Below are 18,337 nucleotides of genomic sequence, written 5' to 3' on the forward strand. Positions count from 1 at the left end.
GTCCGGCCTGAGCCGCCGGACGGCCCCGGCGCGGGGGCGGGAGGTGCCGTCAGCGGCTGTGCCGGCCGCCGGCCGTCGCGCGCCGGCGGGCCGTGGCGAACAGCAGCGAGGAGCCGAGCGCCAGGACGGCCGCGCCGCCGACGGCCACGTACGGCGTCACGCTGTCGCCGCCGGTCTCGGCCAGGTTCTCGGAGGCGCCCGCGGGCTGGACGTCGTTGCCGGAGCCGCCCTCCGGGCCCTCGTCCGATCCGGATTCCGCCCCGGACTCCGCCCCGGATCCGGAGTCCACGGCGGAGTCCGCGTCGGAGGTCACGTTGGCGTCCTCCCCGTTCGCCGTCCCGCCGCCGTCGGCCCCGCTCCCGTGCGCGCCCTCGTGCGCGGCCCTGGTCGGGTCCGTCGTCGTCTCGGGGTCGTCGTCCCCGTGACCGCCGTGCTCGATGGTCGAGTGCTCGTTGCCGTCCTCGATCTGCGTCTCGCTCGGCGCGGACGCGGACGGCGCGGGAGCGGCGGCACCGCCCGTCGAGCCGCTGCCGCCGCTGCCGCCGTAGGTCACGTCGGAGCAGGAGTAGAAGGCCTCCGGGCTGTCCGAACGCTGCCACACCGCGTACAGGACGTGCTTGCCCGAGCGCTGCGGGAGTGTGCCGGAGAACGTGTAGAAGCCGTCCACCGCGGCCGGGTCGGTGGCCGTCGCCACCGGGTTCGCCAGGTCCAGGTCGCCCCAGGCGAGGGCCTTCGCGGGGTCGTACCCGTCCTTGGTGAGGTACACCTTGAAGTCGCCCTTGTGCGGAGCGGTGACCCGGTACTTGAACGTGTAAGAGCCGCTGCTCACGCTGGTCGCCGGCCAGTCGGCGCGGGCCAGGTCGAGGCCCTTGAACGCCTGGTCGCCCGCGCTGCACAGCTGCCCGTCCGGGATGCGCTCCTGGTGGCGGCCGGCCACGTCGCCGATCCGCACGCCGTTCCAGTCGTACAGCGCCTGGGTGCCGCCGGCCGTGACCGCCGCCCTGCACGCGTCCGACTGCGGGTTCTCGGGGCCCTCCGCGAAGCACTGCGAGACACGGCTGACCGGGTCGCCCATCGAGCCGTGCGCGGACGCGGGCGCGGCGGCCAGCGCGGTGAGGGCGAGCGGGGCCAGGCCGACGGCGGCGACGGTGGCGGCCTTGCGGCGTGCGGGCATGGAGATCTCCTCGAAACACGGAAAGGTGCGGTGTGCGCGGTGACGCGGGGGGCGTGGGGGGTGGCTCCCGTGGGGGGAACGATCCGAAGCTAGCCCCGGCGAACCGCGGAATCGCCTGTCCGAGACGGGTGAGGGAGATCCTTATGGCGGCGTTAAGGAAGTGATCAGGCTGTCCTCAGGTAGGTACCGCTGTGTACACGGACGGTGACGCGGCTCAGCCGTCCGGCCACCACGTCCGCGCGATGTCCGCGCGCACCTCCGGCCGGCCGCCGGGGCGGTCGTCGGCCTCGTCGCGCGTCCGGCGCACCCGGCGGGTGTCCGGCTTCCGCAGGGGCTTCTGCACGGTGCTGCGGCGCATGACTGCCTCCTCGTGGCCTACCGGGTTCCGCGTTCTGACGCGGGTAGACCTGACCCGGCAGGGTTCCCCACCGCTTCCGGCGCTGTCAGTGGCGGCTGTCACCATTCGGCTGACCGTGGCGGGCGTCACTCCGGCGGCATGCGCACGGCTGCCCACGCACCCCTGCGAGGTGCCCGACCCGGGCCGCGGCACGGGCACCCGGTCACTTCTCGCGGCCGAGCGGGAGCAACGGGTCACCGGGGTGGACCCGTCCCCGGCCGTGGTGCACCTGGCCCGCGCCGAACTGGCGGGCCGTGAAGCGGTGTTCCTCGTAGGCGACGCGGCGGCACCGCCCGGTGGGGGAGGAGCGCTTCGACGTCGTCCTCGTACGTCATGTGCCGTGGACCCGGCCCGGCCCGGCGCGCGTGCCGCGGAACGAGTGCTCCGCCGGGAGCGGTACGCATCCGCGGGACCGTCGTGGCCGGTCGCGCAGTGGAGCCTCAACCGAACAGTGCCTCGAACGCGCCCCCGCGCGCCCGCTGTTCGAGTTCGTCCAGGGCCGCCCGGGCGGCGGCAGCGGCCCGGGGGTCCGTGGCGGTGAGGCCGCTCGCCTCGAACTCGTCCTCGTCCAGCCGCAGCACGGCGGTGCCGTCCGCGGAGCGCCACAGGTCCAGGTCGAGGTCCTCGACGACGAGCTCCGTGCCGGAGACCACGGCCGGGCGGGTGATGTCGCAGTACCAGCCCTTCAGTGCGCCCCGCCCGTCGCGGACCTCCTTCACCGCGTACCAGCGGTCGCGCCAGTAGTGCTCCGTGAAGACGTCGCCCGGCTCGAACCGTACGAAGCCGAAGTCGCGGACGCCGTCGCCCGCCCACGGGGCACGGACCGTGACGCGGGTGCCGTCGTCGTGCAGCAGCTCGGCGGGGTAGCGGATCTTCGTACGGCCCGCCTTGACGAGCGCCACGTGCACGGTGCCCACCCGGTCAGCCGAGTTCGCGGACATGCCGTACCTCCGTCGCGCAGATCTCGTACCCGAACCACTTGTTGATCGCGATCATCGGCCCGTTGCCCGTGTCGTTGCCCGTGAAGGCCTCCGTGCAGCCGGCCGCGCGGGCCCGGTGCAGCGAGTGGCTCTTGGCGAGCTTCGCCAGGCCCCGGCCCCGGTGGGAGCGGGCGGTGCCGGTCATGCCGGAGTGGTAGCGGCCGTCGCCGTCCGTGTGGGCCAGGCTGAAGGCCACCGGCCGGCCGTCGGCCACCGCGACGCAGGTCAGCTTCCGGTCGAGGAGGGGGTGCCGCCAGGTCTCGTCGAGCCAGACCTCGTAGTCCGCCAGTTCGTGCTCGATGTCGCCCGGTTCGTCCGCCGACGTCTCCGCGTCCAGCTCGAACAGCGGGCGCGGATCGTCCGCGAAGTCGGCGGCCGCGCGCAGCTCGACGCCCGGCGGGATCTCCGGGAGCGGCGGCAGGGCGGCGTTCGCCAGGTCCAGGCGCAGGAAGTGTGCCGAACGGCTCGCCCGGTAGCCGCGCCGTTCGGCGAACGCGCGGTTGCCCGGCTCGTCCAGCACCCAGGAGAAGACCTTGGTCACGCCGTGTGCGGCCAGGTGTTCCTCCGCGGCGCGGACGAGGAGCGCACCCGCACCGCGCCGCGTACGCCCCGGGTGCACGTACACGTTGGCGTTGCCCTGTCCGGGCTCCGGGCTGTCATGGGCGACGTAGAGCTGTGCCGTGCCGATGACCTCGCCGTCCTCCTCGGCGAGCAACTGCCGGAAGCGGGCGTCCGGATGGGCGCGGGTGAGGAGGTGGACGACGGATTCGGGAGTGGCGAGCATGGCGGGAACGGCCAGCCGCCGCACCCGGGCGAAGCCCTCGGCGTCGGCCGGGACTTCGGGGCGGAGATCACGCACGATGACGGTCATGGGGGCGCACGCTACGTGCAGCGCGCGGGCGGGTGCCTCCCATTTTCCGGCGGGTACGGGACAATCGCCCTGTGAGCTTGAAGATCCACATCACCGAGGGACCCGCGCCGTACGAACAGGTACGCGCCCAGATCTCCGAGCAGGCGCGCGCCGGAACGCTGCCGGTGGGCTACCGCCTGCCGACCGTACGCGGTCTGGCCGAGCAGCTGGGGCTGGCCGCGGGCACGGTCGCCAAGGCCTACCGCGCCCTGGAGGCGGACGGGGTGATCGAGACGCGGGGGCGCAACGGCACGTTCGTCGCGGCGGCGGGCTCCGCCGCGGAACGGGAGGCCGCGGGGGCCGCGGCCGCGTACGCCGAGCGGGTGCGGAGGCTGGGGCTGGGTGAGGAGGAGGCGCTCGCCGCGGTGCGGGACGCCCTGCGGGCGGCTTATCGCGAGTGAGTGCCGTGCGGGGCGGCCGGTGTGCCGTCTGAGGGGGCGTCGTGGCTGGTCGCGCCCACGCGGCGGAGCCGCATGTCGAAACAGCCCCGCGCCCCTGGGTGCGCTGCCGCGCCACCCCTTACAGGTACAACCCCGCGTCCGCCTGGCCCCGCGGCTCCGGCAGCGAGGCCGGCAGTGTCCCCCGGCGCAGCGCGTACAGCTCCGCCAGGGTCGCCCCGTCGCGGCCCACGCCCTCCTCGGTGCCGAGCCAGCCCACCGCCTCCCGCCGGGTGAGCGGGCCGACCTCGATCCGGGCGAGGCAGCGGCCGGGGCGGACCACGGCCGGGTGGAGGCGCTCCAGGTCCTCGTTGGTGGTGACGCCCACCAGGACGTTGCGGCCCTGGCCCAGCAGGCCGTCCGTCAGGTTCAGCAGCCGGGACAGCGCCTGGCCCGCCGTGTGCTTGGCCTCGCCGCGGATCAGCTCGTCGCAGTCCTCCAGGAGCAGCAGCCGCCAGCGGCCCTTGCCCGCCGCGTCCTCCTCGCCGATGGCGATGTCCATCAGGTAGCCCACGTCGGAGAAGAGCCGCTCCGGGTCGAGGACGCAGTCCACCTGGCACCATTCGCGCCAGGAGCGGGCGAGGGTGCGCAGCGCGGAGGTCTTGCCGGTGCCCGGCGGGCCGTGCAGCAGCAGGAGCCGGCCCGCGATGTCCTCCGGAGTGGTCTTCATCAGCCGGTCCAGGGCGTCCGCGACCGGGGCCGTGTAGTTCTCGCGGACCTCGTCCCAGGTGCCCGCGGAGATCCGGCGCGTCGTCCGGTGCGGGCCGCGCCGCGGCGACACGTACCAGAAGCCCATCGTCACGTTGTCCGGCTGCGGCTCCGGTTCGTCCGCCGCGCCGTCGGTGGCCTGGCCGAGCACCTTCTCGGCCAGCTCGGCGCTGGTCGCGGTCACCGTGACGTCGGCGCCCCGGTTCCAGCGGGAGACCAGCAGGGTCCAGCCGTCGCCCTCCGCGAGGACCGCGCTGCGGTCGTCGTCGCGGGTGGAGCGCAGCACCCGGGCGCCCGGCGGCAGCAGGGACGCCCCGGACCGCACCCGGTCGATGTTCGCCGCGTGCGCGTACGGCTGCTCGCCCGTCGTGAAACGGCCGAGGAACAGCGCGTCGACCACGTCCGAGGGCGAGTCGCTGTCGTCGACGGTGAGCCGGATCGGCAGAGCCTCGTGCGGGTTCGCTGACATGCCGCCATGATCCGTCACGGAACGCGCCCGTGCATCCGCTTTCCCCAGTGCGCCGGATGTGTCGTCCGCCCACCGGACGCACACCGGGTGCACCGGATCCGTCCCGGTGCGCCGGGTACCGGGACGGCCGTGCGTTCCCGGTGCCGATGAGGCTTCCGTGGCGTGAGTTACTCCCGGTACCCATGGGTCTCGCTGTTACGGGGCCGTCGCGGAACCGGGCCTGTCCCGCCCCGGACCAGCCGGTTACTGTTGCCCTTGATGGGACGTCATGGGTGGAATTCGGGGGCACCGCGGTGGCGGCTCACCGCGCTGCTCGGGGTGGCGGGGGTCGTCCTGGCCCTGGTGCTGACACTGGTCTGGACACTGCCCGGGAGGGACGGCAGCACCGCGGGCACCTCACGTGAGGGGGACAAGGTGCACGGCACTCCGGCGATGCCGCCCGAGGACCTGGGACCGGACGTCGGCTGGGGCTTCACCCACACCCAGTTCAGCGCCGACCGGGGCAGCGACCGGGCCACGGCGCGCGTGACCGGCCGGCTCGGCGAGCGGCCGGTGCCGCAGATCCAGCACCTCATGGGCTGGGGCGCGGGCAACCCCGAGCCGGTCAAGGGCCGCTACGACTTCGACGACCTGGACCGGCGCATCGACTTCATCCGCTCCTCCGGCGGCGTTCCCGTCGTCACCCTGTGCTGCGCACCGGACTGGATGAAGGGCGGCAGGTCCGGTACCGACAACACCAACTGGAGCCTCGCCTCCCTGGAGTCGGCCCCCGACCGCGAGCACTTCGACGACTTCGCCGCGCTCGCCGCGACCGTCGCCAGGCGCTACCCGGACGTACGGCACTTCATCGTCTGGAACGAGTTCAAGGGCTTCTGGAACGACGCCGAGGACCGCTGGGACCACGAGGGCTACACCGAGCTGTACAACCGGGTCTACGACGAGCTCAAGAAGGTCGACGAGAAGATCATGGTGGGTGGCCCCTACCTGGTGATGGACAGCCTCGACCCGCGTGCCCACGACGCGTCGACCTCCCTGAAGGGCCCGTGGGGCGCCCTGGACCGCCGGGTCCTGGACGCCTTCGACTACTGGAACGAGCACAAGGCGGGCGCGGACTTCGTCGTCGTCGACGGCGCAAGCTACACCAGGGACGACGAGCTGCTCCCCGACGAGTTCGCGGCCACCGACAAGTTCACCGCCGTCGGCCGCTGGGTGCGCGGGCGCATCGGCGACGACACGCCCCTGTGGTGGTCCGAGTACTACGTCGAGCCCGCCGACGCGAACGACGACCGTGACGGCTGGTCCGAGAACCGTCGGGTCGCCGTCCACGCCGCCGGCCTGATGGCCATGGCCCGCGGCGGCGCCACGTCCGGCTTCTACTGGAACCCGGAGAACGAGGACGGCCCCGAATGCGCCGGCTGCCTGTGGACCCCGACCCACACCGCGGGCGGCGGCCGGGCCCTGCCGATGTACGGGCTGCTCTCCCGGTTCGGCGCGGAGTTCCCGCCGGGGACCGCGTACGAGTCCGTCCCCGTGACCGGCGAGGACCGGCGGGCCGTCCGCGTCCTCGCCGACGACGAGGCGGTGCTCGTGGTCAACACCCTCGACCGGGCGGTCCGCGTGGAGGTCGACGGGCAGCGCCTCGAGATGGGGGCGTACGACGTGCGGTGGCTCCGCCGCTGAGCCACCGCACCCCGTCCTCGCGCCTCAGGCGCCCCCCATCGTCCAGAACCGCTGCACCAGTGAGGCCAGCAGCACCGCAAGGAGCGGCAGGGCGAACCAGAAGCTGCCCTGCATCCACCGCAGCTGCCGCACGCTCGGCCGCAGCGCGACGCGCACCACCTCGCGGGCGGTCAGCAGCACGATCAGCGCGGCCGCCGCCAGCCCGCCCACGACCGACCAGGGCGTCCAGGTCACCCGGGGCCCGGCCGGCCCGGGATCGGCCCGCGGGACCTCCCCGTCGGGCTCCTCGCGCAGGGCGTACATCGTGACGTCCTCGTTGGCGAACACCCGCCTCAGGTCCTCGCGGGCGTCGAGGTTGCGCAGCAGGCGGGGCTCCCACGTCGGGGAGTAGCCCGCGTCCAGCTGCAGGTAGACCACCTGGCCGCGGTTGACCATGAGGTACGAGTTCGGGCCGGCGTCCCTCAACTCCTTGACCAGGCCCGACACCAGCACGGGATCGCCGGGCGCCAGCGTGGGCACGTACTGCACCTTCTCCATGTCCCGCGCGCCCCACGGCATCGCGGGCGTCACGTCGTCCACCGGATCGGTGCTCAGCCACAGCAGCCGCACCGTCGGGTCGTCGTGCGCGTACACGTACTCCATGGCCGCGACCTCGCCCGCCCGGGTCCGCTCGAAGGGCTCGTTGCCCCAGCGGGCCACCAGGAAGCCGCCCAGCAGCACGAGCCCCGCCATCAGCGCGGCCAGCGGGGCGAGGCTCACCTGGTCCTTCTCGCGTTCCTTCGCGGTGATCCCGGTGCGCGGGAACAGGGCGAGGCCGGCGAGCAGGGCCGCGCCGGGCAGCGCGAACATGAACACGCGCAGCGCCATCTCACCGCCGTACGACTGCATGCCGAAGCCCAGGAACGGCACGAAGGCCAGCACGAGCAGCGAGCGCTCGCGGTAGCCGTGGTCGCGGCGGCGCCACCAGCCCCAGCAGGCCAGCGCCAGGACCGAACCGGCCAGCGCGACGCGCGTGTACAGCACCAGCTTGTGGGTGGAGCTGCCCTCGGCGATCCGGCCCGAGACGGACGAGGTGACGTTGGAGCCGACGCCGCCGATGCCGCCGAACAGCTCGTCGAAGTGGCCGGACCAGTAGGGCTCGGCCATGAAGCCGATCCACACGGTGACCAGCACCCCGCACAGGATCGGCAGCCCGCGCAGCTCGGAGCGGCCGGTCAGGACGAGGACCGCGAGCACGCCCAGCATCACGAACGGGGTCAGCTGGTGCGCCGGGACGGTCGCCGCGAACAGCGCGACCAGCACGGCGAGGAGCACCGTGCGCTGCCGCCGGTCGGTCGGCTCGACCTCCGCCTCGCCCGGGCGGGCCTTGCCCCACAGCATGCGCGGGGCACGGAACCACACCAGCAGGACCGCCACGAAGACCAGGTAGAGGAGGTAGGTGAAGCCCTGCGGGGAGAAGTAGTCCTGGCCGACCCAGCCGCCGAGGACGAAGATCCACACGCCGGTCCACTTCGCCCGCCAGCTGGCCCGCATCGAGCGGGTGAGCAGGAACATCGGCGCCAGGTACAGCAGTTGCATGGTCAGCGGCCACCAGCGGATGACCTCGGTGAAGTCCGTGATGCCGCAGGCCTCGGCGACGAACGCGGCCGCCGCGAAGAAGCCCGGCCAGCTCCAGCGCGCGTCCAGGTCGGGGACGGCCTCGCCGGTCCGGTCGATGTAGTCGAGGAACCCCAGGTGCTGCCAGGCCGTCGGGAACCGCGGCTCCGCCTCGATCACCGCGGGCAGCGCGTGCAGCGACACCACGGTCGCCAGGAGGGTGACGAGCAGCAGCCCCTTGTGCTCGCGGGCCGTCCACAGCAGCGAGGCGAAGACCACGGCCAGCAGCCCGGCGCCGACCAGGGTCGGCGTGGGCAGCACCGAGACCAGCCCGAGCCCGCCCATCCGGTCCAGGGCGGCGTCGTCGAGCGCGAGCGCCGGCACCCAGTACAGCAGCAGCGCGGAGAGCAGCGAAAAGCCGAGCACCGCGCCCGACCGCGTGGGCCGCGGCCGCTTCCGCCCCTGTTCCTGCTCGCGGGGGAGAGGCGCTGCCGGCCCTTCCGGTGGGACCGGAGTTTCCGGTGGGGCGGGCTGCTCCGCGCGCTCCGGCGCCGTCGGCACCCGCAGCGCCCAGGTCGGCCGGTGGTCGTCCGGTGAGGTGGGTGCCCCGGTCGGCGGGGTGCCCGGGCCGGGACGCACGTCCGGCCGGCGTTCCAGGTGGTCGATGTCGAGGTGGATGCCGAGGGAGAGCGTCTCCGCGTCGAGCCGGCGCGCCCAGGCGGGGCCCGGCCGCTTCGCCACCGCGCCCATGTCGGCGAGGTCACCGTCCGGCGGCGCGTCCTCGGGCGCCGCGTCCGGCGGCGCGGTCCGCACGATCCGGTACAGCCGCGGCGCGGCGATCAGGACGATCACCGTGAGGCTGGTGATCTCCGCGACGCCCGCGCCGGCCAGGCCCGTGCGGGGCAGGAGCAGCAGCGTCAGGCCGAGCACCAGCGCGCACAGCAGCCCCTGCAGCCAGGCGAGTCCCGCGGTACGGCTCTGGGCGCGCAGCACCGCGAAGTACGTCTCCGTCACCACGCGCAGCAGCGCCCCGACGGCGAACAGGCGCAGCAGCCCCGTCGCCGCGTCCGCGTACCCCTGCCCGAACACGGCCAGGATCCAGGGCGCCCCGAAGAACAGCACCCCGCACACCGGCAGCATGATGCGCGCCATCCGGCGCAGCGCCGCCCGGGTGTTCGCGGCGAGCCGCGACGGGTCGTGGGAGCCCTCCACGGTGAGGGAGGCACCCATGTTGATGGCGAGCAGGTTGACCGTGCCGCCGATGGTCGTGGCGATGTAGAAGTACGCGTTGTCGGCGGAGCTCACCTGCGCGGCGACGATCACCGGGACGAGGTAGACGACGGCGAGCGAGAACAGCGAGCCGGTGTAGTCGCCCGCGAGGAACCGGCCGATCTCCCGCACGGACGGGGGCCGCGCGTGCTCCCGCGTCGCCGCCACGTGGCGGGGGACCAGCCGCCGGAACACCAGCCAGCCCAGCGGCAGCACCGACACCGCGATCGCCGCGACCCAGGACACGAACACGCCCATGACCGGGATCGTGGTGGCGAACACGACCAGCAGCACCAGCTTGACCGCGGAGAACACGGTGTTGCCCACCGGCACCCACAGCGCGCTGCGCAGGCCGGTCAGCACCCCGTCCTGGAGGGTGAGCAACGACCAGGCGACCACCGCGAGCACGAACACCAGCGCGTACAGGGGATCGTGCAGGAAGCTGTACGAGGGCCCCCACAGGCCCAGGGTCAGCAGGAACACCCCCGCGGCCAGCGCCACCGCCACCGAACTGCCCGCGTAGGTGCGGAAGATCAGCCGTCCCGTGTTCCGGCCCGCGACGGGGATGAACCGGGCCAGGGCACCGGTCAGGGTCAGCGCGGCCAGCCCCGCCAGGAACTTCATCGCGGCGATGGCGGCGGAGCCCTGGCCGACCGCCGCCTCCGTGTAGTAGCGGGCGGCGGCCAGCCAGAAGCCGAGGCCCAGCACGGCGGAGATGCCGGTGTTCAGCATCAGGGCGTAGGCGTTGCGGAACAGCTGGCTGCCGCCGCCCGGCCGCCGGCCCAGGCCGGGCAGCCTGAGCCGCCGCCCGGACCGCTCCTCGGGCGCCTGCGTCCCGGTGTCGCTCCCGGCCCGGGCGGCGGTGGTCGTGTCAGACACGGGAACGGACGGCCTTCCGGACCTGTCGTGCTCTGCGGACCATGGCGTACCCCTTCGTGAGGGCCCGGTCCCTGGCGAAGTTGCGGGCGATCGCCCGGCCCTCGACGAGCCGGGCGAACTCCTCGACCGAGGTGGAACGCCGCACGGTCACCCGCTGCAGGGCGTACGGGCCCTGGCTGCGCCGCGCCAGGCCGTTGCCGACCGCGAGCGCCTGCGCGAAGCCCGTCTCGCGCACCGCCCGCCGCACCCGGCGGCTGGAGTAGCCGTACGGGTACGCGAACGAGACGGGCGCGGTGCCCAGTTCGCCGGAGACGACCTCCCTGCAGCGCAGCAGCTCCGACCGGAGCGCCTCGTCGGCGAGCTGGTCCAGCTGCGGGTGGGTGTGGCTGTGCCCGCCGATCTCGACCCCCGTGTCGGCGAGCCGGCGCACCTGCTCCCAGTCGAGCATCGTGTCGGGGGCCGCGCCGTTGTCGAAGTCGCCCGCGATCCAGGCCGTCGAGACGAACAGCGAGGCCCGGAAGCCGTGCTCGGCGAGGACCGGCAGGCAGTGACGGTGCACGCCCTCGTAACCGTCGTCGAAGGTGATCAGGACCGGCCGTCCGGGGAGCGGGCCGCCCGAGCGCCAGCCCTCCGCCAGCTCGGCCGTGGTGACGGGGGTGAAGCCGCGGTCCCCGAGCAGCGCCATCTGCTCGGCGAACGCCTCGGGGGCGACGGACAGCGCCAGGGTCGCCTCGTTCGGCGCGGCCGCGACCGCGTGGTACATGAGGACGGGGACGGCCGGTCCGCTCATGTCGCGCCCTCCTCGCCGGCGGACCCGCCCGTCACGGGGACCGCGGGACACGCGATCCCGTCCCTGCGCGCCCGCAGGCTCCCCACGGCGTACCCGCCCGCCGCCATCAGTACGCCGGCGACGATCGCGCCGGCCCGGCCCGCGCCGCCCGGCCGGGCCAGCAGCGCGTCGCGCAGTCCGCGCGCCACCCCGGCGGGCAGCACGCGGGTGGTGTACCGGCGTTCGGACTCCAGGCCCTTGCCCGCGCCGACGCTCCGGGCGACCAGGGCCTTCGACAGTCCTTCGGCGTAGGTGCGGGTGCGGAAGTACGCGAACCGCTCCCGGGCCGCGGGCACCCGGTGGTGGATCACCGCCCGGTTGTCGAACAGCAGCACCGCGTCCGGTCTGGCCCTGCCGATCCGGATGCACAGCTCCGTCTCCTCACCGCCCAGCGGCCGCTTGCCGCCGTCCCGTCCGATGCCGGTCGCGAAGCCGCCGGCCACCTCGAACGCGGTGCGTCGGAAGGAGGCGTTGCCGCCGAGCACGTTGCGGACCCGGGCGCGGCCGGGCGGCAGGCCCTTGTACGCGGCGCCCACCACCCAGTCGAACTCCTCGGGGAACCAGAGCGGCCGGCGGCCGGATTCCCAGACGGGCACCGTACGGCCGCCGACGGCCAGGACGCGCGGGTCCGCGTACCCTGAGGCGAAGTACCGCAGCCAGTCGCGCTCGGCCACCGCGTCGTCGTCCAGGAAGGCGACGATCTCGCCGCGGGAGGCGGCGATGCCGGTGTTGCGGCCGGCGGACAGGCCGCGGGGGCCCGCGTTGGCGAGCACCCGCACCTCCCCCGTCCCGTCGTCCCCGCCGTCCTCCTCGTACTCCTTGGCCAGCCGGTCCAGGAGTGTCGGGTTGTGGTCGACGACCAGCAGGATCTCCCGCGCGGGCCGTACCTGCGCCCGCACCGAGGCGACCGCCGCGAGGATGTCCTCCCAGCGGTCCTCGGTGTAGACGCAGATGACGACCGAGACGTCCGGCTCGCTCAAGACACCTCTCCCCGCGTGCTGATGAGGCGCACCGTCCCGTGCGGACGGCGCCGGAGGTCCCGCCGGTTGGAGCGCTCCGCGAGGATCACCCTGAGCACCCGCAGCCCGTCGCGCACGGCCCGCAGGTTGCTGGCGCCGTGGATGCGCAGGTACTCGTGGCTCGGGATCTCCTGCACCTTCAGGCCCGCCTTGACGACCCGGATGTTCATCAGGGTCTCCACCTCGAAGCCGGTGCAGTCGAGGTCGATCTTGTCCAGGCAGTGCCGCCAGAACGCGTTGTAGCCGTAGCAGAGGTCGGTGTAGCGCGCGCCGAACTTGCGGTTCACCACCGCGCACAGCGCCCGGTTGCCCAGCTTGCGGATCGGCGTCATGTCGTCCGTGCCGCCGCCGTTGGCGAACCGCGAGCCCTTGGCGAAGTCGGCGCCGGAGACCAGCGCGGAGACGTAGCTGAGGATCTCGTGGCCGTCGGCCGAGCCGTCCGCGTCGACCATCACGATGATGTCACCGGTGCACGCCTCGAACCCGCTGATCAGGGCGTCCCCCTTGCCCTTGCCGCGCTGCGGGACGACCTTCACGTCCGGCCACAGCTCCCGCGCCACCTCGACGGTGCCGTCGGTGGAGTTGCCGTCCACGAGGACCACCTCGTGGATCCAGGACGGCAGCGTCTTGAAGACGTACGGCAGGTTCTCCGCCTCGTTCATGGCGGGTATCACCACGCTCACCGGCGGCGCGATGGCCAGGTGGGTGGAGACGGGACGGTACTGGGTCTTGACCGCCGCGGGCGGTTCCTCCGTCGTGGTACCGGAGACCGCCGGGCGCAGAACTGAGGTCATGAGTCTGGTCCCTCTCGTCCGGTGGACCGCCCGCCCCTTGGGCGGTCCGGTTCTTGGTCCGGTTCGAAAGGGGGGTTCTCACGTGCGGGCATGACTCAGTGGATCTCACGTGCACGCCCGAGTGAGCTGGCATGGCTGGCCGACTGATCGCGACCAGACGGTCGCGCGGCACGACTCGGCAAATACGTACGGTCACCGAGCACGGCACCCCCCTACCGCGCCCCGCACCGGATCATCGCGGCCCTGAGCCCTCCCCTGGAGCCGCATGACGATGAGCGCCGATGCAGGTATATGTACGACGATAGACGATATTGATGATTCGGGCTGTATGGCAAGACCTGAAACGACGTCTCACGTTTTTGTTGTTGTGTCCGTTACCTGGCTCCTCGAACGGATCTGTCCGATCCGCTTGAGGAGCCGGTCGGCCGGTGCGAACAGTTCCGGCCGGGTCACCACCGTGTTCCGCAGCGCCCGGACCGGGGCCCGGTGGGCCCGGTGGCCCAGCGCCACCGGGTGGCGGCGCGTCACCCACCCCTCGGACACGCTGATCTCCCGTGTCTTCAAGGAGTCCTTGTACTGCTTCTGGCCCCTCCCCAGGTCCAGATAGGCGATGCCGTCGGCGGCGGCCGCCTCCGCCATGTGCAGATGCAGCAGCAGCCCCGGCGAGAACCTCCCGTACTGCGGGTCGTACGCCGGGAACCAGCACGTCAGCACCCGCTCCGAGCGCAGCCCGAAATGCGCCGCGGCCGGCTTCCCGTCCGCGTACAGCACGGACAGCACACCCGCGAACGACTCGGAGCGGGTGTGAAAAAGACGGTGCACGAGCCGGGTGATCCAGGGGTGCGCGAAACGGTCGCTCCGTCCGGTCCTGCGGTACTGCGCGGACTTCCACTCCATCAGCGTGCGCAGCACCGCCGGGTCCCGCTCGTCGTAGACGAAGCGCACCTCGCCGCCGGTCGCCCGCTGCAGCCGGCGCTCCTTCGCGAACGTCGACCGCACGAACTTCCCGCCCGATCTCGCCCGCAACAGCCCCAGGTACGCCTCGTAGCCCTCCTCCAGGTCCATGACCGGGGACGGGAACGAGCCGCTGGCGTGGGCCTCGAACGCCGCCTGGCCCCCCGCCAGGTGGTCGAACTCCCACACCGCCAGCCCGCAGGCGCGCAGCAGCTCGCGCGCGTCCCAGGTGAAGCCCGGCCGGTGGACCAGCCCCTGGCAGTCCGACAGGCCGAGGCCGACGGCCCGGCCGACACCGGTGGCGGTCCGCTGGAACGGGAAGAACGCGGCGGGCTCGCCGTCCTCCCGCACCACGGCGATCCGCACACCGCGCCGGCAGGCACCCACCGCGAGGGTGAACTCCGGCGCCAGGAACGGGTTGGCCAGCTCCGGCGTGCCGTGCAGATGGGCCTTGGACTGCCATGCGGTCCAGGCCGCCCGGTCGGCGGCGGTCAGCTCACCGGGGCGGTACACGGTGATGTCCACGTCAGGGGGTCCGTCTTCTCTCCGTACGGCCGCGCAGGCGCCGCACCGAAACCAGCAGGAGGACGAGCGAACTGACCGCGGTCACGGCCACGATCCCGCCGCGGACGGACCACAGGTGCAGCGCCAGCAGCGCCTGCGCGACGAGGAGGTCGACCGCGACCGCCCCGGCGAGCGACGTCACCACCCGGCCGAGCGGCGCCAGCCCGCGCAGGCCCGCTCCGATGGCGGCGCCGGGCGCGGCGAGCAGGAAGAACAGGACGAGCGGTCCGCGCAGCGGCGAGGCCGTGCCGGTGAGCGCGAGCAGCGCTCCGGCCGCCGCGACGGCGACGGCGGCGCCCGCGAGCAGCGCCGCCACGTCCTTCTCCGGACCGGGCCGTGGACGGCCGTCGTCCCCCGGTGCAGGTCCCGGGCGGGACGGCAGCTTGATCCGTAAGGTCTGCATGGGCGACTTTGCCCCCCGAAGCGCCGGATGCCGGGCTTCAATGTCGCCCAGGGGGCGCGCGGACGTCAAGACGGCGCGTTCCCCGGAGGCGCCGGCTGCCTCCGGGGAACGCGTATGTACGTCAGTCGGGTCGGGGCCGGGCGCTCACGCGCCGGGCACTACTGGACGATCTGCAGCAGACGGTTCGGGGAGCCGGTGCCCGGGCCGGTGACCTTGCCCGTGACGGAGCCGTTCACCAGGGCCGTGGCGACCTGGGCCGGGGTGGCCGAGGTGTGGCCCGCGAGGTAGACGGCGGCCGCACCCGCGACGTGCGGGGCGGCCATCGAGGTGCCCGAGATGGTGTTCGTCGCGCTGTCGCCGGTGTGCCAGCCGGCCGTGATGGCGGAGCCGGGCGCGAAGAGGTCGAGCGACGCCCCGTAGTTGGAGTAACTGGCCCGGGCGTCCGTGCTGGTGGTGGCGCCCACCGTGAGGGCCTCGCCCACCCGGGCCGGGGAGTACGAGGAGGCGTTGGCGTTGCTGTTGCCGGCCGCGACCGCGTAGGTCACGCCGCTGGCTATGGAGTTGCGGACCGCCGTGTCGAGCGTGGTGGAGGCGCCGCCGCCGAGCGAGAGGTTGGCGACGGAGGGGCCGCTGTGGTTCGCGGTCACCCAGTCGACGCCCGCGATCACGCCGGCCGTGGTGCCGGAGCCGCTGTTGTTCAGCACCCGGACCGCCACGATCTTCGCCTTCTTGGCGACGCCGTAGGTGGAGCCCGCGATGGTGGTGGCCACATGGGTGCCGTGGCCGTTGCCGTCGGAGGCCACGGTGTCGCCGTCCACGGCGTCGTAGCCGTAGGAGGCCCGCCCGCCGAGGTCGGAGTGGCTGATCCGGACGCCGGTGTCGATGACGTACGCGGTGACGCCGCCGCCCGCGGAGTCCGGGTAGGTGTACGTGCCGGACAGCGGCAGCGAGGGCTGGTCGACGCGGTCCAGGCCCCAGGGGGCGTTGGACTGCGTGGCCGTGACCTTCACCGTCTGGTTCTGCTCGACGGAGGCCACCGCCGGGTCGGCCGCGAGTCTGCGGGCCTCGGCCGCGGAGAGCTCGGCCGTGTAGCCGTTCAGCGCGGCGGTGAACGTCTCCTCCACGTCGCCGCCGTAGGACTTGACCAGGCCCTTGCCCTGGCTGGACGCGGCCTTGAGACCCGTCTCGCCCTTCTTGAGCGTGACGATGTAGCTGCCCTCGATCGCGGTGGGGGAATCGGCCGCGAGCACCTTGCCCTCGGCCGGGGCGGCCTGGGCGGGCAGTGCCGTGAGGCCGCCCACCAGGGCGGCCGTGGTCACGGTGGTGAGGGCGGCGATCCGGATCTTGCTGGTACGCAGCTGTGCCATGACGGGGGAGTCCTCCTCCGGGCAGCGCGCGCCGGGGTGGGGTGCGCGCATGTGGGGGTGCGCGTGTCTTCGCGCGCACGGCCCACGGAGCGTTGCGTTCCACTCCGGGGCTGGACCCAGCGTCGGGCACTTGGCAGGTATAGCTCAAGAGTGCCTGAGGGCTTGTCACGACCCTGACATGAGCGCGTAATCGACCGCCCGGTGAACGCCCGGGACGAATCGAGACACGGCCGGGAAATTTATTGGCATGCACACTTCCAGTCAACACGCGTAGCTGCTACCAAAGTCCTGGCAGAGATCCTGCTATAGGAGGTTCCATGAGACGCACCCGCATCACGGCTTACGTGGCCTCGCTCTTCCTCGCCGCCGGCGCCGCCCTCACCGGGGCCGCGTCGGCGCAGGCGTCCTCGGCCGCCGCGGCCACCGGCTACGTGGCCCTCGGCGACTCGTACTCCTCCGGGGTCGGCGCGGGCAGTTACCTCAGCGCGAGCGGCGACTGCAAGCGCAGCAGCAAGGCGTTCCCGCAGCTGTGGGCCGCCGCCAACTCCCCCTCGTCCTTCAGCTTCACGGCCTGTTCCGGCGCCCGGACGAACGACGTCCTGGCCGGTCAGCTCGGCCCGCTCAACTCCACCACGGGCCTCGTCTCCATCAGCGTGGGCGGCAACGACGCGGGCTTCGCCGACGTCATGACGACCTGTGTCACCTCCACGGACAGCGTCTGCCTCTCCCGTATCAACACCGCGAAGGCCTTCGTCGACTCGACCCTGCCCGGCCGGCTCGACTCCGTGTACTCGGCCATCAGGTCCAAGGCGCCCGCCGCCCGGGTCGTCGTCCTCGGCTACCCCCGCTTCTACAAGCTGGGCCAGACCTGCCTCGGGATGTCCGAGGCCAAGCGCTCCGCCATCAACAACGCCTCCGACCACCTCAACACCGCGCTCGCCAAGCGCGCGGCGCAGCACGGTTTCGTGTTCGGCGACGTGACGTCGTCGTTCACCGGCCACGAGATCTGCTCCGGCAGCTCCTGGCTGCACAGCGTCAACTGGCTGAACATCGGCGAGTCGTACCACCCGACGGCCGCGGGCCAGTCGGGCGGTTACCTGCCGGTGTTCAGGAACGCGGCCTGAGTCCGTCCGCCGCCTGCTCCGACCGTCGGCCGGGCGCCCACGCGCGCTACGGGGCGGTGCCGGGGGAGGTCCCGTCCGTCGGGGCCTCCCCTTCGCACGTCACCGAGAAGGGCACCGCGTCGGACCGGGTGCGCACCGGTCCGCGCACCTCCACACCGATCGCGTCCTCGTACGTCCCGTCCGTGTGATAGGTCGTCACGATCACCCGCTCGTGCTGGACCAGGTCACCGCCCGAGGGGAACGAGAGGGTGCGCCAGCCCGGGTCCGACACCTCGCCGTTCCTCGTCACCCACCGGTAGTCGACCTCCACGGGCACCCGCCCCACCGTGAACGTCGCCGTGAAGGCGGGCATGTCCGCGTCCGGCGGCGGACAGACCCCCGCGTACTCGGTGTGCGCACCCTCGACCGTCACCTCCACGGACTGCGCGGGCGGCGCGGAGGTCCGGCCGCCGGTGGGCGTACCGGCCGGACCGTCACCGTCACCGCCCTCCCCGGCGGTGCCGTCCGTGGCGCCGCCGGGGTCCTCGCCGCCGGTGGGTCCCTTCTCGTCCTCCTCCTGACCTTCCCCGTTCCCGTTCCCGTTCCCGTCCACGGTGGCGTCCGTGGGTCGTACACCGCCGCTGGAGCCGTCCGTCCTCCCGCCCCCGTCACCGCGGTTGACCAGCCCGTACGTCAGACCGGCCAGCGCCAGCGCGAGCACGACGACGCCCGCGACCACGAACAGCGCGGCCCGGCGGCGCCCTCCGGCGCCGCCCGGCCCGTCCGGGGCGTGGGTCGCGGTGGT

The 18,337-nt window shown here is 73.3% G+C and carries 15 protein-coding genes and 2 pseudogenes; 4 read left to right on the top strand and 13 right to left on the bottom strand.

Going from position 1 to position 18,337, the window contains the following annotated elements:
- Nucleotides 1-49 precede the first annotated feature (49 nt).
- Nucleotides 50-1,174 carry a lytic polysaccharide monooxygenase gene (locus UW392_RS46290; RefSeq protein WP_320781359.1) on the bottom strand — a complete coding sequence of 375 codons (1,125 nt, stop codon included), beginning with the start codon at nt 1,172-1,174 and terminating at the stop codon, nt 50-52.
- Between the two features lie 214 nt (nt 1,175-1,388).
- On the bottom strand, nt 1,389-1,532 hold the full coding sequence (locus UW392_RS46295) for a hypothetical protein (protein ID WP_320781360.1): 144 nt from the start codon (nt 1,530-1,532) through the stop codon (nt 1,389-1,391).
- 148 nt (nt 1,533-1,680) lie between these two features.
- Here UW392_RS46295 and UW392_RS46300 point away from each other — a divergent pair.
- A pseudogene (locus UW392_RS46300) lies at nt 1,681-1,948 on the top strand (class I SAM-dependent methyltransferase); the annotation flags it as partial.
- Between the two features lie 63 nt (nt 1,949-2,011).
- Here UW392_RS46300 and UW392_RS46305 read toward each other — a convergent pair.
- On the bottom strand, nt 2,012-2,512 hold the full coding sequence (locus tag UW392_RS46305) for a DUF402 domain-containing protein (protein ID WP_320781361.1): 501 nt from the start codon (nt 2,510-2,512) through the stop codon (nt 2,012-2,014).
- On the bottom strand, nt 2,493-3,422 hold the full coding sequence (locus UW392_RS46310) for a GNAT family N-acetyltransferase (protein ID WP_320781362.1): 930 nt from the start codon (nt 3,420-3,422) through the stop codon (nt 2,493-2,495). The genes UW392_RS46305 and UW392_RS46310 overlap by 20 nt, the downstream gene beginning before the upstream one ends.
- A gap of 71 nt (nt 3,423-3,493) precedes the next feature.
- On the opposite strand from UW392_RS46310, the gene UW392_RS46315 reads away from it, so the two are divergent.
- Nucleotides 3,494-3,862 carry a GntR family transcriptional regulator gene (locus tag UW392_RS46315; protein ID WP_320781363.1) on the top strand — a complete coding sequence of 123 codons (369 nt, stop codon included), beginning with the start codon at nt 3,494-3,496 and terminating at the stop codon, nt 3,860-3,862.
- Between the two features lie 118 nt (nt 3,863-3,980).
- Here the strand turns inward: UW392_RS46315 and UW392_RS46320 are convergent, their stop codons facing one another.
- On the bottom strand, nt 3,981-5,075 hold the full coding sequence (locus tag UW392_RS46320) for a DUF5925 domain-containing protein (RefSeq protein ID WP_320781364.1): 1,095 nt from the start codon (nt 5,073-5,075) through the stop codon (nt 3,981-3,983).
- 258 nt (nt 5,076-5,333) lie between these two features.
- Between UW392_RS46320 and UW392_RS46325 the strand changes: the two genes are divergently transcribed.
- Nucleotides 5,334-6,755, top strand: a complete 1,422-nt coding sequence (locus tag UW392_RS46325) for a GH39 family glycosyl hydrolase (RefSeq protein ID WP_320781365.1) — start codon at nt 5,334-5,336, stop codon at nt 6,753-6,755.
- Nucleotides 6,756-6,779: 24 nt separating this feature from the next.
- Here the strand turns inward: UW392_RS46325 and UW392_RS46330 are convergent, their stop codons facing one another.
- From UW392_RS46330 to UW392_RS46360, 7 genes are all read right to left on the bottom strand, one after another.
- On the bottom strand, nt 6,780-10,499 hold the full coding sequence (locus UW392_RS46330; RefSeq protein ID WP_320781366.1) for a lipopolysaccharide biosynthesis protein: 3,720 nt from the start codon (nt 10,497-10,499) through the stop codon (nt 6,780-6,782).
- A complete protein-coding gene (locus UW392_RS46335; protein ID WP_320781367.1) occupies nt 10,492-11,289 on the bottom strand; it encodes a polysaccharide deacetylase family protein in 798 nt (265 codons plus the stop codon). Before UW392_RS46335 ends, UW392_RS46330 begins: the two co-directional genes overlap by 8 nt.
- On the bottom strand, nt 11,286-12,308 hold the full coding sequence (locus UW392_RS46340; RefSeq protein WP_320781368.1) for a glycosyltransferase family 2 protein: 1,023 nt from the start codon (nt 12,306-12,308) through the stop codon (nt 11,286-11,288). The genes UW392_RS46335 and UW392_RS46340 overlap by 4 nt, the downstream gene beginning before the upstream one ends.
- On the bottom strand, nt 12,305-13,141 hold the full coding sequence (locus tag UW392_RS46345) for a glycosyltransferase family 2 protein (protein ID WP_320781369.1): 837 nt from the start codon (nt 13,139-13,141) through the stop codon (nt 12,305-12,307). The genes UW392_RS46340 and UW392_RS46345 overlap by 4 nt, the downstream gene beginning before the upstream one ends.
- A 351-nt stretch (nt 13,142-13,492) precedes the next feature.
- Nucleotides 13,493-14,620 (bottom strand): GNAT family N-acetyltransferase, encoded by a 1,128-nt coding sequence (locus UW392_RS46350; RefSeq protein ID WP_320781370.1) that lies wholly within the window; start codon nt 14,618-14,620, stop codon nt 13,493-13,495.
- Between the two features lies 1 nt (nt 14,621).
- Nucleotides 14,622-15,062 carry a hypothetical protein gene (locus UW392_RS46355; protein WP_320781371.1) on the bottom strand — a complete coding sequence of 147 codons (441 nt, stop codon included), beginning with the start codon at nt 15,060-15,062 and terminating at the stop codon, nt 14,622-14,624.
- A 158-nt stretch (nt 15,063-15,220) separates the two neighbouring features.
- Nucleotides 15,221-16,429: a S8 family peptidase gene (locus tag UW392_RS46360; protein WP_320781372.1), complete on the bottom strand. Its 1,209-nt coding sequence runs from the start codon at nt 16,427-16,429 to the stop codon at nt 15,221-15,223.
- 317 nt (nt 16,430-16,746) lie between these two features.
- Here UW392_RS46360 and UW392_RS46365 point away from each other — a divergent pair, with 317 nt between their 5' ends.
- Nucleotides 16,747-17,553, top strand: coding sequence for an SGNH/GDSL hydrolase family protein (locus UW392_RS46365; protein WP_320781373.1), 807 nt, complete (start codon nt 16,747-16,749; stop codon nt 17,551-17,553).
- Nucleotides 17,554-17,599: 46 nt separating this feature from the next.
- On the opposite strand, the pseudogene UW392_RS46370 reads toward UW392_RS46365, so the two are convergent.
- Nucleotides 17,600-18,337: pseudogene (locus UW392_RS46370) on the bottom strand (serine/threonine protein kinase); the annotation flags it as partial.

This window comes from Streptomyces sp. CRN 30 (assembly GCF_034105845.1).

Bases quoted from the DNA above. Each gene is read 5' to 3' on its own strand.
- UW392_RS46360 (WP_320781372.1), bottom strand. From the start codon at position 16,429: ATGGCACAGCTGCGTACCAGCAAGATCCGGATCGCCGCCCTCACCACC.
- UW392_RS46295 (WP_320781360.1), bottom strand. From the start codon at position 1,532: ATGCGCCGCAGCACCGTGCAGAAGCCCCTGCGGAAGCCGGACACCCGC.
- UW392_RS46290 (WP_320781359.1), bottom strand. From the start codon at position 1,174: ATGCCCGCACGCCGCAAGGCCGCCACCGTCGCCGCCGTCGGCCTGGCC.
- UW392_RS46345 (WP_320781369.1), bottom strand. From the start codon at position 13,141: ATGACCTCAGTTCTGCGCCCGGCGGTCTCCGGTACCACGACGGAGGAA.
- UW392_RS46335 (WP_320781367.1), bottom strand. From the start codon at position 11,289: ATGAGCGGACCGGCCGTCCCCGTCCTCATGTACCACGCGGTCGCGGCC.
- UW392_RS46310 (WP_320781362.1), bottom strand. From the start codon at position 3,422: ATGACCGTCATCGTGCGTGATCTCCGCCCCGAAGTCCCGGCCGACGCC.
- UW392_RS46355 (WP_320781371.1), bottom strand. From the start codon at position 15,062: ATGCAGACCTTACGGATCAAGCTGCCGTCCCGCCCGGGACCTGCACCG.
- UW392_RS46365 (WP_320781373.1), top strand. From the start codon at position 16,747: ATGAGACGCACCCGCATCACGGCTTACGTGGCCTCGCTCTTCCTCGCC.
- UW392_RS46320 (WP_320781364.1), bottom strand. From the start codon at position 5,075: ATGTCAGCGAACCCGCACGAGGCTCTGCCGATCCGGCTCACCGTCGAC.
- UW392_RS46305 (WP_320781361.1), bottom strand. From the start codon at position 2,512: ATGTCCGCGAACTCGGCTGACCGGGTGGGCACCGTGCACGTGGCGCTC.
- UW392_RS46325 (WP_320781365.1), top strand. From the start codon at position 5,334: ATGGGACGTCATGGGTGGAATTCGGGGGCACCGCGGTGGCGGCTCACC.